Origin of the sequence: Luteibacter sp., assembly GCF_036500425.1 — a bacterium.
In the GTDB taxonomy this organism is placed as follows: Bacteria; Pseudomonadota; Gammaproteobacteria; order Xanthomonadales; family Rhodanobacteraceae; genus Luteibacter.
In genome coordinates, this window is sequence record NZ_DASYCB010000066.1 from 90,147 (window position 1) to 104,285 (window position 14,139).

14 protein-coding genes are annotated in these 14,139 nt (G+C 62.0%); 4 read left to right on the plus strand and 10 right to left on the minus strand.

The window, feature by feature from the left end; genetic code table 11:
• Positions 1-159: 159 nt before the first annotated feature.
• Genes VGN46_RS16635 through VGN46_RS16650 form a run of 4 tightly spaced genes read right to left on the minus strand, consistent with a single transcriptional unit; the run spans position 160 to position 4,796 of the window.
• The gene (locus tag VGN46_RS16635) at positions 160-1,605 is read right to left on the minus strand and encodes an FkbM family methyltransferase (RefSeq protein ID WP_331645225.1); all 1,446 of its coding nucleotides are present in this window, start codon (positions 1,603-1,605) and stop codon (positions 160-162) included.
• Positions 1,602-2,828: an ABC transporter ATP-binding protein gene (locus tag VGN46_RS16640; RefSeq protein ID WP_331645227.1), complete on the minus strand. Its 1,227-nt coding sequence runs from the start codon at positions 2,826-2,828 to the stop codon at positions 1,602-1,604. The genes VGN46_RS16635 and VGN46_RS16640 overlap by 4 nt, the downstream gene beginning before the upstream one ends.
• Complete coding sequence (locus VGN46_RS16645) at positions 2,828-3,622, minus strand: ABC transporter permease (RefSeq protein WP_331645229.1); 795 nt, start codon at positions 3,620-3,622, stop codon at positions 2,828-2,830. The genes VGN46_RS16640 and VGN46_RS16645 overlap by 1 nt, the downstream gene beginning before the upstream one ends.
• A gap of 4 nt (positions 3,623-3,626) precedes the next feature.
• On the minus strand, positions 3,627-4,796 hold the full coding sequence (locus VGN46_RS16650) for a PLP-dependent aspartate aminotransferase family protein (protein ID WP_331645231.1): 1,170 nt from the start codon (positions 4,794-4,796) through the stop codon (positions 3,627-3,629).
• Positions 4,797-4,994: 198 nt separating this feature from the next.
• Between VGN46_RS16650 and rfbB the strand changes: the two genes are divergently transcribed.
• From rfbB to rfbD, 4 genes are read left to right on the plus strand one after another with little or no spacing between them, the layout of a single operon-like run.
• On the plus strand, positions 4,995-6,038 hold the full coding sequence (gene rfbB, locus VGN46_RS16655; protein WP_331645233.1) for a dTDP-glucose 4,6-dehydratase: 1,044 nt from the start codon (positions 4,995-4,997) through the stop codon (positions 6,036-6,038).
• Complete coding sequence (gene rfbA / locus VGN46_RS16660) at positions 6,035-6,922, plus strand: glucose-1-phosphate thymidylyltransferase RfbA (RefSeq protein WP_331645234.1); 888 nt, start codon at positions 6,035-6,037, stop codon at positions 6,920-6,922. The genes rfbB and rfbA overlap by 4 nt, the downstream gene beginning before the upstream one ends.
• Positions 6,919-7,476, plus strand: coding sequence for a dTDP-4-dehydrorhamnose 3,5-epimerase (gene rfbC, locus VGN46_RS16665; RefSeq protein WP_331645236.1), 558 nt, complete (start codon positions 6,919-6,921; stop codon positions 7,474-7,476). Before rfbA ends, rfbC begins: the two co-directional genes overlap by 4 nt.
• Positions 7,473-8,375 carry a dTDP-4-dehydrorhamnose reductase gene (gene rfbD, locus VGN46_RS16670; RefSeq protein ID WP_331645238.1) on the plus strand — a complete coding sequence of 301 codons (903 nt, stop codon included), beginning with the start codon at positions 7,473-7,475 and terminating at the stop codon, positions 8,373-8,375. Before rfbC ends, rfbD begins: the two co-directional genes overlap by 4 nt.
• On the opposite strand, the gene VGN46_RS16675 is transcribed toward rfbD, so the two are convergent.
• The 6 genes from VGN46_RS16675 to VGN46_RS16700 all read right to left on the minus strand — a co-directional run bounded on the left by VGN46_RS16675 (position 8,362) and on the right by VGN46_RS16700 (position 14,088).
• Positions 8,362-8,748 carry a GtrA family protein gene (locus VGN46_RS16675; protein ID WP_331645240.1) on the minus strand — a complete coding sequence of 129 codons (387 nt, stop codon included), beginning with the start codon at positions 8,746-8,748 and terminating at the stop codon, positions 8,362-8,364. The two genes, rfbD and VGN46_RS16675, sit on opposite strands and share 14 nt — an antisense overlap.
• Before the next feature lie 34 nt (positions 8,749-8,782).
• Positions 8,783-10,612: a glutamine--fructose-6-phosphate transaminase (isomerizing) gene (glmS, locus tag VGN46_RS16680; protein ID WP_331645242.1), complete on the minus strand. Its 1,830-nt coding sequence runs from the start codon at positions 10,610-10,612 to the stop codon at positions 8,783-8,785.
• A gap of 18 nt (positions 10,613-10,630) precedes the next feature.
• Positions 10,631-12,001: a pyridoxal-phosphate dependent enzyme gene (locus VGN46_RS16685; RefSeq protein ID WP_331645244.1), complete on the minus strand. Its 1,371-nt coding sequence runs from the start codon at positions 11,999-12,001 to the stop codon at positions 10,631-10,633.
• Positions 12,002-12,252: 251 nt separating this feature from the next.
• On the minus strand, positions 12,253-12,483 hold the full coding sequence (locus tag VGN46_RS16690; RefSeq protein ID WP_331645246.1) for a YdcH family protein: 231 nt from the start codon (positions 12,481-12,483) through the stop codon (positions 12,253-12,255).
• A 367-nt stretch (positions 12,484-12,850) separates the two neighbouring features.
• On the minus strand, positions 12,851-13,513 hold the full coding sequence (locus VGN46_RS16695; RefSeq protein WP_331645248.1) for a DUF4398 domain-containing protein: 663 nt from the start codon (positions 13,511-13,513) through the stop codon (positions 12,851-12,853).
• Positions 13,513-14,088: a DUF4398 domain-containing protein gene (locus tag VGN46_RS16700; RefSeq protein ID WP_331645250.1), complete on the minus strand. Its 576-nt coding sequence runs from the start codon at positions 14,086-14,088 to the stop codon at positions 13,513-13,515. Before VGN46_RS16700 ends, VGN46_RS16695 begins: the two co-directional genes overlap by 1 nt.
• Between the last annotated feature and the right edge of the window lie 51 nt (positions 14,089-14,139).

A 14,139-nucleotide genomic window follows, 5' to 3' on the forward strand; every position in this document is an offset into this window, starting at 1 on the left:
GCACCATTAAGTGCGATCCATATTTCGTGCTCGCGCGCAGTACGCGCCATCGCAAGCGACAGGGCAAGGCAATACCGCCCAACCCCTCGAATGCGCCCCCCTGGTGATTGGCATGCCTGAAGATCGATGACTACGCGCATTATTTTCGATCCACCAGGTTCAAGTCTTAGGTCGGCGGTTGATGGCGGCCCGGAGGCGCGCTTCGACGGCTACAGCGTCTTCGGTCATCGCGGTGGGTCCCCCAAAAGCATCCACAGGTTGCATGGTGACACCTCCGCCGAGAAACATGCGTGCACGGCGGCCGAGGCGTGTCTGCGGCCCCAGCAGAGCGCCGCCGAAGCGGCGGATGGCGGGGACGCGTAGCAGGCGCCTGAACAGTGGTCTCAGAGCCCTCGCCAGCCGAACGACCAAAGGGCGTGCCACACGCCAGCCCAGGCGAAGTACGTGCGACAGCAGCAGCTTCGCCCCACGCACCGGCGCGGTGATCCGCCAGGAGGTGCTAGCCAGAAAATTCCTGATTTGCGCATCTTGCTGGCCAAGCATCTCTACCAGATGGCTTGCCTCACGCTCTCTTGCTTCCGCGCGACTGCGCAGCGCTGCGATCTCTTCCGCGACCTCGCGGCGAACATGCATCCGGAAGTGAGCCTCGTCAGCCTGCAGCCTGGATAGCTCCGCCTCAACCGAGGGAAGGCGCTCGGCGCGCTCGGCATATCTCGCCCGCTCCTGCTCCAGCCGAGCAACGTGCTCCTTGGTTTCGGCGTGCCATGCATCATAGTGCCGGGTCACATCCGCCAGCGAGCGTGACAACTGTCCGTTCATCTCGCGCGTGGTGACGAGCTCGCCTTGGGTGACGTTGTGCGATTCGCGTGCGGATTCGAGCGCGGCGTGCGTGCGCTCAAGCGCATCGCGAACGCGCGCTTCGCTCGCAAGTGCGAAGTTGTCAAAGACGTTGGGTGGCAAGCGGAAGGCGTCTATCAGGTCGGCGTGTTCATTTGCGACATAGAAAAGGTTCAACCCATCGGCATAAGCCCGCACGTAGCCGCGATCGGCAAGCAGGTATTCCCACTGGTCGTGCACGCTCACCTGGCTACGCGGTTCGGTCGCCTCGACAAGGACGATCCACGGCCGCACCGACTCAAACGAACAAGAGGCGAGCGCGGCCTTCTCGGCGCCTTCGCAATCGACTTTCAGGAAGTGAACTTCCTTGACACCGTTTTGCTCAAACACCGAGTCCAAGGTGATTGTCGGGACACGGCGCTCCGTGACAGTGAAACCATCTGCCCGGTGGCGTTCAGCAAACTCAGCGTCCGTCGTTGACAGCCCCGTGCCCTCAACCTCGAACAGGTCCAGGGAATCGCCGTCTCTGTCCGACACGGCCATATTGAGGTTGATGTCATGAGGACGATCCTGCTCCAGCATATCGAACCAATGCTTGACCGGCTCAATATTGATGCCGCGCCAACCTGCGATTGAGAACGCCTTGGTGACAGAGTCGATTTCGGGATGCTGGGCCCCTACATCAACGTAGAAACCTTCTGTAACGCCCGCAAGGGCGCGACGAAGCATCACATCTTCGAAATTCTGGGCGTAGCTGGTTAAGGTCATGTCAGGACATTCATCTCTATCTTCGGCGGTATCCAGGCAGTGCCGACGAAATGCGACTTGGAGTGGTTCGCCACGGTAAAGATCAGTGCCAGGTCACGCCATTCGTAGTTATCGACCAGATGGGTATCGCTGCTGACCAGCGCGGTGGATATCGAATAGGTGCCCGGCCCGAGATCCATACGGAAACGAGCCACGTACGCAACACGATCGCCGCTGCGCACATTCTCCAGGACTTGCCCGGTGTGATGGGTGTTGGTTCCAAAGACCGCCTGCCCTAACCGATCTTTGATCATGTAACCAAGCACCAGCCGCGGGATGTCGGCGCGTACGTCGACATCAACCCGCAGTTCGATATCCTGCCCGACATCGATGAACTCAATGGCCTCGCCGTCGGTGCCGTGCAGCGCAATGCTGTCGACCACAGCCTCGAGCGAGCCCGAAATCGTTTGAGTCTGCCCCGTTTCGAGGCGCTCGACCTTCATGGTCGAATTTTCACGCTCGGCGATAAGCGCGTTGTATGCATCCATCACTACCACGGGGTCGCCATCCTGAAGCACCCGCCCCTGATTCAGCAGGATGGCGCGGTCACACAAGCCCTGGATAGCGCCGCTATCGTGCGACACGATCATGAGGCTAGTACCCTGCTCACGAAATTCCTTGATGCGCTTGAAGCACTTGTGCTGGAAGTACGCATCGCCCACCGACAACGCCTCATCGACGATGAGAATGTCAGGGCGGAAGGCCGTGGCCACGCTAAAGGCGACGCGCATCTGCATACCACTGGAGTACGTGCGCACGTGCTCATCGAAGTAATCGCCAATTTCGGCGAAGGCTTCTATCTCCGGCATGGCCGTATCGATCTGTTCGCGCGAGAAGCCCATGAGGCCCGCGGCGTGGTGCACATTCTGACGACCGGTAAGGTCAGCGCTGAATCCCATGCCAAGCTCAAGAATCGCTGCTATGCGCCCGTGCACGGCAACCGTTCCCTCACTGGGCATCAGCGTACGGGTGATTAGCTTGAGCAAGGTGCTCTTGCCCGCGCCGTTCTGGCCAACGATGCCGATAGCCTCGCCGCGTCCAACCGCGAAACTGATATCGCGCAACACCCAGTGTTCATCACGCGGCTTGACCTTCATGCCGAACCACGTAGCGAAACGCTTGAATTCGCTGCCATAGTCGCGGAACGCCTTTCCGAGTCCGTTGACTTCAAGGACATTGGGCATCACAGGACATCCACCATTTCAGGCGCCGCACGGCGAAACATCAGAAAGCCAAGGCCGAGCAATACGAGACTACCGACGGCCGTCCACGTCAACGGCACAAGATCGGGGGTGCGTCCATTGAGCAGGACGTCCTGGTATGCCTTTACCACGTAATACATGGGGTTGGCGGCGATGACTTTTGCAAAGCCACCGGGCAGGATCGAGGGCATGTATACAATGGGCGTGACCCAGAACCAGAGCTGGAACACCACGGTCATCACTTGGCCGACATCACGGACGAACACGTTCACGACGCCCAATACCAAGCCAAGGCCAAGCGAGAATGCGACGAGTACCGCCACGAGCAGGGGCAGCCACGCAAGCGCCAGTGTGGGCATATGCCCAACGATTGCGAAGATCGCCAGGGTAGCTACCAACAACAACAGATTGCTAACCAAGGCCGAGCCTACGGCAATGAATGGCAATGTCGCTCTTGGGAAGAAAATTTTCTTCATGAGGTTGCCGTTGTCTACAAACAGCGTCAGCGAACGTGTAACCACCTCGGAGAACAGCGACCATGCCAACATGCCTGACATGAGATAGATCGAGTAAGCGTACTCGTTGGTAATACCCGGAAGCTTTGCACCCATGACCCGAGATAGCACCACCGAATAAATGGCAACCTGCGCGAGCGGCTGCAGGATCATCCATGCCGCACCCAACCGGCTACGCGCAAAACGCGCCTTGAGGTCGTTTCGCACAGATGACGAAATAAAATGACGGTAGCGCCATACAGCGCGCAGCAGGTCGCTCATGACATCAACGACCTAGGGCCGAGCCAAGCTCAGCGCGTAGGTCTTCCACATCCTCAACACCGACGGAAAGGCGGATCAAACCATCGCTGATCCCTAGCCGCTTGCGTGTAGCCGGCGGAATCGACGCATGCGTCATGATTGCCGGATGTTCGATAAGGCTCTCGACGCCACCAAGCGACTCAGCCAGCGCGAACAACTCGCAACGCTCGAGCATCTTCCGGGCAGCACGCAGACCACCCTTCACTTCCGCCGAAATGATGCCGCCAAAGCCATCCATCTGCCGGCGCGCAAGCGCGTGCTGGGGATGCGACTTCAGGCCCGGGTAGATGACGCGATCGATACCCGGATGCTTCTCAAGCCAACGGGCGATATCCAGCGCCGATTCGCAGTGACCCTTCATACGCAAATGCAGCGTCTTCAGGCCACGCATCGCCAGGAACGAGTCGAACGGGCCCGACACCGCGCCGACAGAGTTCTGCAGGAACGCCATCTGTTCGGCCATTTCCTTGTTCGCGGCAACAACAATGCCGCCGACCATGTCCGAATGACCGTTGAGGTACTTGGTCGCCGAATGCAGCACGAGATCCGCGCCATATTCGATCGGGCGCTGCAGGATCGGCGAGCAGAAGGTGTTATCGACGACAAGAATAAGCCCGTGCTTCTTCGCAAAGGCCGACAACTTGGCCAGGTCGACCAGCTTCAGCATCGGGTTCGTGGGCGTCTCTGCCCAAATCATGCGGGTGTTCGGTTTCAGCGCTGCCTTGAGCGCCGCGGTGTCGTTCAGATCGACGAAGCTGAAATCCAGGCCGGCGGAGCGGCGACGAACGCGCTCGAACAACCGGTAGGTGCCACCGTAAAGGTCATCCATAGCGATGACGTGGCTGCCCGTATCGAGCATGTCGAGCACGGTAGCGGCGCCCGCCAGCCCGGAACCGAATGCAAACCCGGCGACGCCGCCTTCAAGCGCGGCCACGCACGCCTCGTAGGCCATGCGTGTCGGGTTCTGCGTCCGCGAATACTCGTAACCCTTATGCACGCCCGGGCTCGACTGGACGTAGGTGGAGGTCGCGTAGATCGGGGTCATGATCGCCCCGGTGGACGGATCCGGGTGCTGGCCGGCATGGATGGCAAGGGTGCCCAAGCCGTACGCGCGAGGAGTCTTTTTGGAAGCCATTGTTTTTCCCGGAAATCCTGACCGAACCCCCATGCAGGGGGCGGAGCAAAGCGTCCTATATTACCGTTTCGCTGGGTCGGAATTCCGTAAGCGGCTGAAGCGGCATTCATCTACGGCACGCACGCACGGTCCGTGCGCCTTCGGTCATAATCCGCGCGCCCCTTGCCGCAATGCCGTGGCCAGGCCATAAGGTTTTCCATGGATACTCTGCTCGTTACTGGCGGCGCCGGCTTTATTGGCGGTAACTTCGTCCATATGGCCGTGAACGCCGGCCATCGTGTCGTTAACCTGGACAAATTGACCTACGCGGGCAACCTCGCGACCCTGTCCAGCCTCGATGGGGATCAGGATCACCGGTTCATCCACGGTGATATTGGCGACAAGGCGCTGGTGGCCGCGCTGCTTCGCGACCATCGCCCGGCGGCGATCGTGAATTTCGCGGCCGAATCGCACGTCGACCGCTCCATCGATGGCCCGGCCGCCTTCGTTGAAACCAACGTCAATGGCACCCTGGCCTTGCTGGAGGCCGCGCGCGAGCATCTGGGCACCCTCTCGGCGGCCGAGGCCGCCGCCTTCCGCTTCCTTCACATCTCTACCGATGAAGTCTACGGCTCGCTTGGCAACGAAGGGCGCTTCAGCGAACACACACCGTACGCCCCCAACTCCCCGTACTCGGCGAGCAAGGCCGCATCGGACCATCTGGTCCGCGCCTTCCACCACACCTACGGATTGCCGACCTTGACCACGAATTGCTCGAACAATTATGGGCCCTGGCAGTTTCCCGAAAAGCTGATCCCCCTGGTCGTACAGAAGGCGCTGGCAGGTGAAGCCTTGCCGGTATACGGCGACGGCCGCAATGTGCGCGACTGGCTATACGTGGAGGATCACTGTGAAGCGATCTTCGCGGTACTCGCGGGCGGCCGCCCGGGCGAAACCTACAACGTGGGCGGCGACAGCGAGCGCATGAACATCGACGTGGTGCACGCCATCTGTGACCTGCTCGACGAGCGCCGGCCCGCCACGACGCCGCGCCGGGAACTGATTCGTTTTGTGCGTGATCGCCCCGGTCACGACCGCCGCTACGCGATCGACGCGAGCAAGATCCAGAACGAGCTCGGCTGGCGCCCCCGCCACGATTTCGCCAGCGGCCTCAACCGCACCATCGACTGGTACCTCGCCAACCAGCCCTGGGTGGCCGGGATACTGGATGGCAGCTATCGCATGGAGCGGCTCGGCGCATGAAAGCACGCAAAGGCATCCTCCTGGCCGGTGGCGCAGGCACCCGGCTGCACCCGATTACCCAGGCGGTGAGCAAGCAGCTCCTGCCGGTGTACGACAAGCCTATGATCTACTACCCGCTGGGCACGCTGATGCTCGCGGGTATCCGCGACATCCTCGTGATCAACACGCCGCACGAACAGCATATGTTCCAGCGCTTGTTAGGGGATGGCTCGCAATGGGGCATCGCCATCCGCTATGCGGTGCAGCCTTCGCCGGACGGGCTCGCCCAAGCCCTGCTTATCGGTCGGGATTTCCTGGACGGCGCGCCGAGCACCCTGGTGCTTGGCGATAATATTTTCTATGGCGATGGCCTCGTTGAGCGCATGCGCCGCGCATCGGCTCGCGACCATGGCGCAACGATCTTTGGCTATCAGGTGAAGGATCCGGAGCGATACGGCGTGGCGTCGTTCGATGCCGACGGCAGGGTCATTGAAATCGAGGAAAAACCGACGCACCCGCGTTCGAACTATGCCGTGACGGGCCTCTATTTCTACGACGAGCACGCCCCGGCTTATGCCGCGGAGCTCACACCCTCGCCGCGCGGCGAGCTCGAAATCACCGACCTGAACCGCCACTACCTGCGCGCGGGCCAGTTGAACATGGAGCAGCTTGGTCGCGGCCACGCATGGCTCGACACCGGCACGCACGAGTCCCTCATGGAAGCGGGCAACTACATCCAGACCATCGAGAATCGCCAGGGCCTCAAGATCTGCTGCCCCGAGGAGATCGCTTTCGTCAACGGCTGGATCGACCGGCAGCAGTTGGAAGCACTCGCGGCACCGCTGGCGAAGATCGGCTATGGACAGTACCTGCTACGCCTGGCCGAACAAGGGCCGACCCGATGAAGTGCCACGATACCGAGCTGCCGGGCGTGATCCTGATTGAACCGACCGTGTTCGGCGACGAGCGTGGCTTCTTCTATGAGGGATTCAATCAGGCGCGCTTCGCTGAAGCAGGCATTGACGCGGCGTTCGTCCAGTCGAATGTTTCGCGCTCAAGCCGTGGCGTACTGCGCGGCCTGCACTACCAGTGGCCCAACCCGCAAGGCAAACTCGTCAGCGTGCTGGAGGGCGAGGTCTACGACGTCGCCGTGGATATCCGCCCCACGTCACCCACCTTAGGACGTTACGTCGGCATCATGCTCTCTGCCGACAACAAGCGGCATCTGTGGATTCCGCCCGGCTACGCCCACGGATTCTGCGTGGTCTCGGAACACGCCACGTTCACCTACCAGTGCACCACGGCTTACGATCGCGCAGGCGATGCTGCGATTCGCTGGGACGATGCCCGCTTCGCGATCGACTGGCCGTTGAGCAACCCGGAACTTTCGGAAAAGGATCGCCGCGCACCGTTCTTTGACGAGGTTCCGCTCGAGCGGCTGCCGGACTATCCAGGGTGAAGATCGTTCTCCTGGGCGGCGACGGCCAGCTTGGCTGGTACCTGCGAGCATCGCTTGCCCCGCTGGGCACGGTCACCACAGTGACGCGGTGCGGCCTGAATGGCGACATCGCTTGCGACCTGTCGGATCTCAGCGCGGTGCGCGCCACGATCCTTGCCGAGCGCCCCGCCTTGGTCGTGAACGCTGCCGCCTATACCGCGGTGGATGCCGCGGAGGACGACCTCACCGCCGCCGAAACCATGAATTCGCTGCTACCGGGCGCACTCGGCGAGGTATGCCACCGCTTGGGCGCTGCGGTCATTCACTACTCCACGGATTACGTGTTCGCTGGCGACTCGTCACGCCCGTACCGGGAAGATGACGCCACGGCACCCCTCAATGTTTACGGGCGGACGAAGTTGGCCGGCGAAGAGGCGCTCGCGGCGAGTGGCGCAGATCACCTCGTGCTACGCACCGCGTGGGTGTATAGCCTGCGAGCCCGCAACTTCCTCACCACGATGTTGCGGCTGGCGAAAGAGCGCGATGAGCTACGTGTAGTCTCCGATCAGCATGGGTGCCCTACCAGCGCGCCCCTGCTTGCCGACACTACGGCGCGCATTGCTTCCAACTGGATGGCCAGGCGCGACCGCAGGCAGGGCATTTACCACCTCACCGCGACCGGCGGCACGACATGGCATGGTTTTGCCGAGGTCATCGTTGAACGAGCCGCCGCGTTGGGTGCGTTACCGCACCGCGTACCCGTGCGCGCCATCCGCAGCGCCGACTTCCCTACTCCGGCGAAGCGTCCCGCGTGGTCGCTACTGGAAACGCAGCGAGTGCGTCACGACTTCGCGCTCACCCTACCCACGTGGGAAGACGACCTTATCCATGTGTTGGCACCGCTGGCTAGCGGTGCCTGAAAACCCAGAACTTCGCGCCAATGAAGTTGAAGACAAGACCAGCGCCGACGCCCACCGCTACCGCGATCAAGGGTGACCATGTCGACCGTGGAAGCGTCAGGATGGCTACGCTGTAAACTCCATAGTTGACAACCGCGCCTACGGACATCGCCGCAAGATAGTGAATGAACTCGGCCAGTAGTCCGCGACCTTCGGGGGGCCGGAATGTGAATGTGCGGTTGATCAGCCACGTGGTGACGACCGCGCACGAAAACGAAAGCGCGCGTCCCGCAAAGGGCCCCATACCGATCGCAAGCGCGACATAGAGAACACCGGCATCAACGATAAAGGCGACTGCGCCAGCGGTCGCAAAGAAAGCGAACTGGCGCCTCAACGCAAGTAGCCCCGCCGAGCAGCTTGCCTGGTCCTCACTCCACCGTCACCGACTTGGCCAGATTACGCGGCTGATCCACATCCGTACCCCGCTGAACCGCCACGTGATACGCAAGCAACTGCATCGGCACTGTAAACACGGCGGGTGCAATCAGGTCACCACCGCCGTCGACAAGCACCGTGGCGAGCCGCTCCGTATCGGTATCCATTTCGACACGCTCGTCGGCAAACACAATCAGCTCACCACCACGCGCCCGTACTTCCTGCAGGTTCGACTTCAGCTTATCGAGCAGCGGCCCGTTCGGCGCCACCGCCACGATCGGCATGTTCTCATCGACCAGGGCTAGCGGACCGTGCTTCAGCTCACCCGCCGGATACGCTTCAGCGTGGATGTAGGAAATTTCCTTGAGTTTGAGCGAGCCTTCCAGCGCCACCGGGTATTGAGCGCCACGGCCGAGGAACAGGGCGTGCTGCTTCGCCGCGAAGTGCTCGGCGATAGCGACGATCTGGTCTTCGCTCTTAAGCGCGTTCTCGATATAACGGGGCAGCGACTGTAACTCCTGGCACTGCGCCAGGTATTTCGCCTGATCCAGACCGCGCCGGCGCCCCAGATCCAGCGCTAGCAGGGCGAAGGCGGCAAGCTGCGTGGTGAAGGCCTTCGTTGAGGCCACGCCAATTTCCGGGCCCGCGCGCGTCATCAGGCGCAGATCCGATTCGCGCACCACCGACGACTCCGGCACGTTGCAGATGGCAAACGTGGCCAGATAACCGCGGCGGCGCGATTCGCGCATGGCGGCCAGGGTGTCGGCCGTCTCGCCTGACTGGGAAATCGCGACGAACAAGGTGTCTTCGGGCACCACGACATCGCGATAGCGGTATTCACTAGCCACTTCGACCACGACGGGAATGCGCGCGAGGTCTTCGATCCAGTACTTGGCCACCATGCCAGCGTGGTAGCTGGTACCGCAGGCCACGATGTGGATGCCACGGGTCTTGTCGAGGATCGGATCGGCATCGATACCGAAGATGTTGGGCAGGACACCGTGCGGGCCAATGCGTCCTTCCAGGGTATCGGCGACCGCACGCGGCTGCTCGAAGATTTCCTTCTGCATGTAATGGCGGTATTCGCCACGCTCGACGGCATCGGCACTGATCTCGCTTTCGTGTGCCGCGCGATCGACCGCATTACCTTCGATATCAAACACCTCGACACCGTTCCGGGTGATCTCGACGATGTCGTCTTCTTCCAGGTACATCATCCGGTTGGTGACCTTGATCAGCGCCTGCGCGTCGGAGCCAAGGAAGTGCTCACCGATGCCAATGCCGACCAGTAGCGGACAGCCACGGCGCGCACCCACGATGCGGCCCGGCTCATCCAGGCTCATGACCGCGATGGCATACGCGCCTTCCAGCTCGCGCACGGCGGCGGTGACGGCATCGCGCAGCGACTTGCCGGCCTGAACATGTTCATCGATGACCGCGCCCATCACTTCCGTATCGGTCTGCGAATGGAAGGTACGGCCCTTGGCCTGCAGGCCTTCGCGCAGGCTGGCGTAATTCTCGATGATGCCGTTATGCACGATGGCAATACGGCCCTGGACGTGCGGGTGGGCATTCACCTCGCTGGGCACGCCATGCGTGGCCCAGCGCGTGTGCGCGATGCCCGTGCCCCCGGGGATCGGATCGGCGTCGTACAGGGCTTCCATCTCGCGCACTTTGCCCTTGGCGCGTACGCGGCGGATTTCACCTTCGTCGGCAATGGCCATGCCCGCGGAATCGTATCCGCGGTACTCCAGGGCCTTGAGGCCCGCGATGAGGATGGGCGCAATGTCACGCTGTGCGACGGCAGCAACGATTCCACACATGGTCTTTCCCCTTGATCCTTAATTGACCTTGCGGCGCAGGTAGTTGAGCAAGTCGATACGGGTAATGAGGCCGAGGAACTGTTCACCATCGACGACGATGGCGACGTGGCCCTTTTCGAACACCGACATCAGCGACTCAATCGATGAGGTCACCTGGATCATTTCGGGCGAGGCGATCATCGCCGTCGATACCGGGTCGCGGAACTTCGTTTCATCGGCGTGTACGTGCAACAGCACGTCCGATTCGTCGAGGATACCGACGATGCGATCGCCCTCCATGACCGGGAGCTGCGAGACGTCGTACAGCTTCATACGGTTGTAAGCAGTGACCAGCATGTCATCCGGCTTGACGACCACAGTGTCGCGGCGTGCATAAGGGCGAAGGATGAGGTCGCGCAGATCGCCGTAGTGCTCGCGCTCAATGAAGCCGTTATCGAGCATCCAGTAGTCGTTGTACATCTTCGATAGGTATTTGTTGCCGGTATCACAGACCAGGGTCACCACGCGCTTCGGCTCGGTCTGTTCGCGGCAGTACTTGAGCGCGGCCGACAACAGAGTGCCCGTCGAAGAGCCACCGAGCACGCCCTCTTTCGCCAGCAGTTCGCGCGCCGCAAGGAAGCTCTCCTTGTCAGAAATCGCATAAGCCTTCTCGACCATCGAGAAATCACTGATCGACGGCAGGAAATCTTCGCCAATACCTTCCACCATCCACGAGCCAGACTTCTCGGAGAGCGTGCCCTCGTTGATGTACTCGGCCAGGATCGAGCCGACGGGATCGGCAAGGATGATCCTGGTGTTCGGCGAGTGCTCGCGCAGGTAAGCGGTGAGTCCGCTCATGGTCCCGGATGAGCCGCAACCGACGACGATGGCGTCGACCTTGCCATCGAGCTGGTCGAGGATTTCCGGGCCGGTCGTCTGCACGTGGGCCAGCGGGTTGTCCGGATTGCCGAACTGGTTGATGAAATACGCACCCGGGGTTTCGCGCGCGATGCGCTCGGCCATGTCCTGGTAATACTCGGGGTGACCCTTGGCCACATCGGAACGCGTGAGCACGACCTCGGCACCCATCGCCTTCAGGTTGAAGATCTTTTCGCGACTCATCTTGTCGGGCACGACCAGGATCAGGCGGTAGCCCTTCTGCTGGGCGACCAGCGCCAGGCCCAGGCCGGTATTGCCGGCCGTGCCTTCGACCAGCGTGTCGCCCGGCTTGATCTTTCCTGCGCGCTCGGCGCCTTCGATCATCGACATGCCGATGCGGTCCTTGACCGAACCGCCGGGGTTGGCGCTTTCCAGCTTCAGGAACAGCTCGCAACGGCCGGTATCCAGGTGCTGGGCGCGCACCATGGGGGTGCGGCCGATCAGATCGAGGACGCTGTCATGAACCTTCATTCGAACTCCATAGGTAAGCCGGCGGAGCCCCTTCGACCCCGCCCTTTGGGTGCCCATGATAGTGGGTGGCGCGGCGGTTCGATCCCCCGCTGTTAAGGCTACGGCGAAAGGATGTAGGCGAGACCTCGTATTCGGCGAGCGGTTCCCGGGCGCCGGGCAACAAAAAGGGCGCGACATGCGCGCCCTTTCCTTTACTGCCTGCGGTGCTTCCGGGTGCCGGTCGCGCGCAAGCGCGCTCCTACATGACTTTCTCAATGAGATCTTGAGGCTTGCCAGGAATCCCACATTCGTTCGAGTTTTTCCTTAGCGTGCAGCTTATCCCGCTTCATCTGGGTGAGGTCTCGGTCGCTTAATGGAAGACATCCGCGGCCGGCTTCCTCGAGCTTCTTGTTCAGTTCCTGATGTTGGGAATAGAGACGACGGGTTTCGACGTTGGCATGGATGAACTTCTCGACGTCGTCACGCTGCTGGTTTTCGAACATTGCAGATCTCCTCGCGTTAGGGCCGGCCCGCGGCGCGGGACGGTCGTGAGGGGAGCCATGCGGGCACGGCTTGGCATCGGGAAAGCTGAGGATTCGCGATGGGCGTGCCTGGTGAACTTCAACGCATGCTCCGGCAGGAACCCGTCACGTGTTTTTTGAGTGACGGGAGATCCAAGCTACTCCCCCGCCAAGGGGGCTGCAAGAGAGAATTTTCGCAAAACCTCGCGTAAAAAAAGTTGCATCGGCAACGACTTACGCGGCAGGTGGGCGCCAGGCGTTGCGCCGGGCGGGCGGCGGCCATCGCGTGCAAGCACGCTCCTACAACTGCCGCCTGTAGGAGCGCGCTTGCGCGCGATGCGCTCGGGGGTCAGTTACCGCCCGAGGACTTCTTCTTCGACGAGCCAGTGGCTGGCGTATTGGCCGGGGCGCCGCCGTCGGACGAGTTCAGGTCGCGCATGGCGCGGGCCGCAGATTCAGCCAGCGCGGCCTGCTTCTTGGCGGCGTTCGCCACCCTGGCCTGCGCGGCCGCGACCTGGCGGGCTTTCTCGCCCTCGGCCTTGGCCTGATCAAGGGCCTGGGAGTACTCGACGCCCTGCTGCTGCAGGCGGGCGGCCTCTTCCTGGATCATCTGGTTCTGCTGACGCTGCTGCTCGAGCTGGCGGCGGGCCATCTCGGTATCGAGGCGGCTGGCCTCGAGCAGGATGGCGTCGTGCTCGCGGTCGAGCTGGGCGCTCTTGGCCTGGGCATCCTGGAACTGCGCCATGGCCTTCGCGATGTCGACGCGACGCTCGGCGATGTACAGGTAGTGGGCGTGCTGCTTGTCCTTCGGCTTGAACTGGGACATCTGGCCGATGGCTTCGCGGGCACGGGACTGCTCGGCCTGCGCATAGGCGCCCAGGACGGGATCCGACGAAAGCTGGTCCAGGCTGGTGTTCAGGCGGCGGACGTCGAGGTCATCCGTGGCGGCCACGGCCGCGCCGGCCGAAACGACCAGGGCAAGGCTGGAGAGGAGGATCGTGTAGCGCTTCATCACTGGCCTCCCTGGTTGTTCGGCTGCGGCTGGTCGTTCTGCGGCTGGATGTAACCGCCGCCGTTATCGTTCAGCGGCTGGGTCTGGCCGCCGACCGGCGGCGGGGTGTTGTCCGTGGCCTCGGGCAGGACGGATTCCGTCTCCTGCACGTTGTTCGGGATCGCCACCGTGTCGTTCTGGTGGTTGTCGATCATTTCCACGCGCATCTGCGCGTTTTCCTTGCTCTTTGACGAATTCTGGGCACGTGCGGCGCCCAGGCGTGACTTGGCACGGGCCAGCTCGCTATCCGCGCGCGACTCCTCGGCTAGCACGACGGCGTCGTCATATTTCTTCGATGCCATGGCTGCCTGCGCCTGGCGGAACTTACTTTGGGCATAATCGAGGTCCACCGGCGCGTAATCGGCAGCACCGGCATCGCGAGCGGCCTGTAACTGGGCCAGGGCCTGGTTCATGGAGCCATCGGGCGGGGGGGTGCTTGCGCAGCCCGCCAGGGTGGCGAAAACCAGGGCCAGAGCGGCCTGGGCAAGGAGCCGGCGGCCCTTTGGCAGGGCGTTCGACGGCAAGTTGTGCACCATCACTCGTTCCTCTTACAGCTTTGCGAGATATTGTCGATATAGAAGGTCGGG

Bases quoted from the DNA above. Each gene is read 5' to 3' on its own strand.
- VGN46_RS16635 (WP_331645225.1), bottom strand. From the start codon at position 1,605: ATGACCTTAACCAGCTACGCCCAGAATTTCGAAGATGTGATGCTTCGT.
- VGN46_RS16640 (WP_331645227.1), bottom strand. From the start codon at position 2,828: ATGCCCAATGTCCTTGAAGTCAACGGACTCGGAAAGGCGTTCCGCGAC.
- VGN46_RS16645 (WP_331645229.1), bottom strand. From the start codon at position 3,622: ATGAGCGACCTGCTGCGCGCTGTATGGCGCTACCGTCATTTTATTTCG.
- VGN46_RS16650 (WP_331645231.1), bottom strand. From the start codon at position 4,796: ATGGCTTCCAAAAAGACTCCTCGCGCGTACGGCTTGGGCACCCTTGCC.
- rfbB (WP_331645233.1), top strand. From the start codon at position 4,995: ATGGATACTCTGCTCGTTACTGGCGGCGCCGGCTTTATTGGCGGTAAC.
- rfbA (WP_331645234.1), top strand. From the start codon at position 6,035: ATGAAAGCACGCAAAGGCATCCTCCTGGCCGGTGGCGCAGGCACCCGG.
- rfbC (WP_331645236.1), top strand. From the start codon at position 6,919: ATGAAGTGCCACGATACCGAGCTGCCGGGCGTGATCCTGATTGAACCG.
- glmS (WP_331645242.1), bottom strand. From the start codon at position 10,612: ATGTGTGGAATCGTTGCTGCCGTCGCACAGCGTGACATTGCGCCCATC.
- VGN46_RS16685 (WP_331645244.1), bottom strand. From the start codon at position 12,001: ATGAAGGTTCATGACAGCGTCCTCGATCTGATCGGCCGCACCCCCATG.
- VGN46_RS16690 (WP_331645246.1), bottom strand. From the start codon at position 12,483: ATGTTCGAAAACCAGCAGCGTGACGACGTCGAGAAGTTCATCCATGCC.
- VGN46_RS16695 (WP_331645248.1), bottom strand. From the start codon at position 13,513: ATGAAGCGCTACACGATCCTCCTCTCCAGCCTTGCCCTGGTCGTTTCG.
- VGN46_RS16700 (WP_331645250.1), bottom strand. From the start codon at position 14,088: ATGGTGCACAACTTGCCGTCGAACGCCCTGCCAAAGGGCCGCCGGCTC.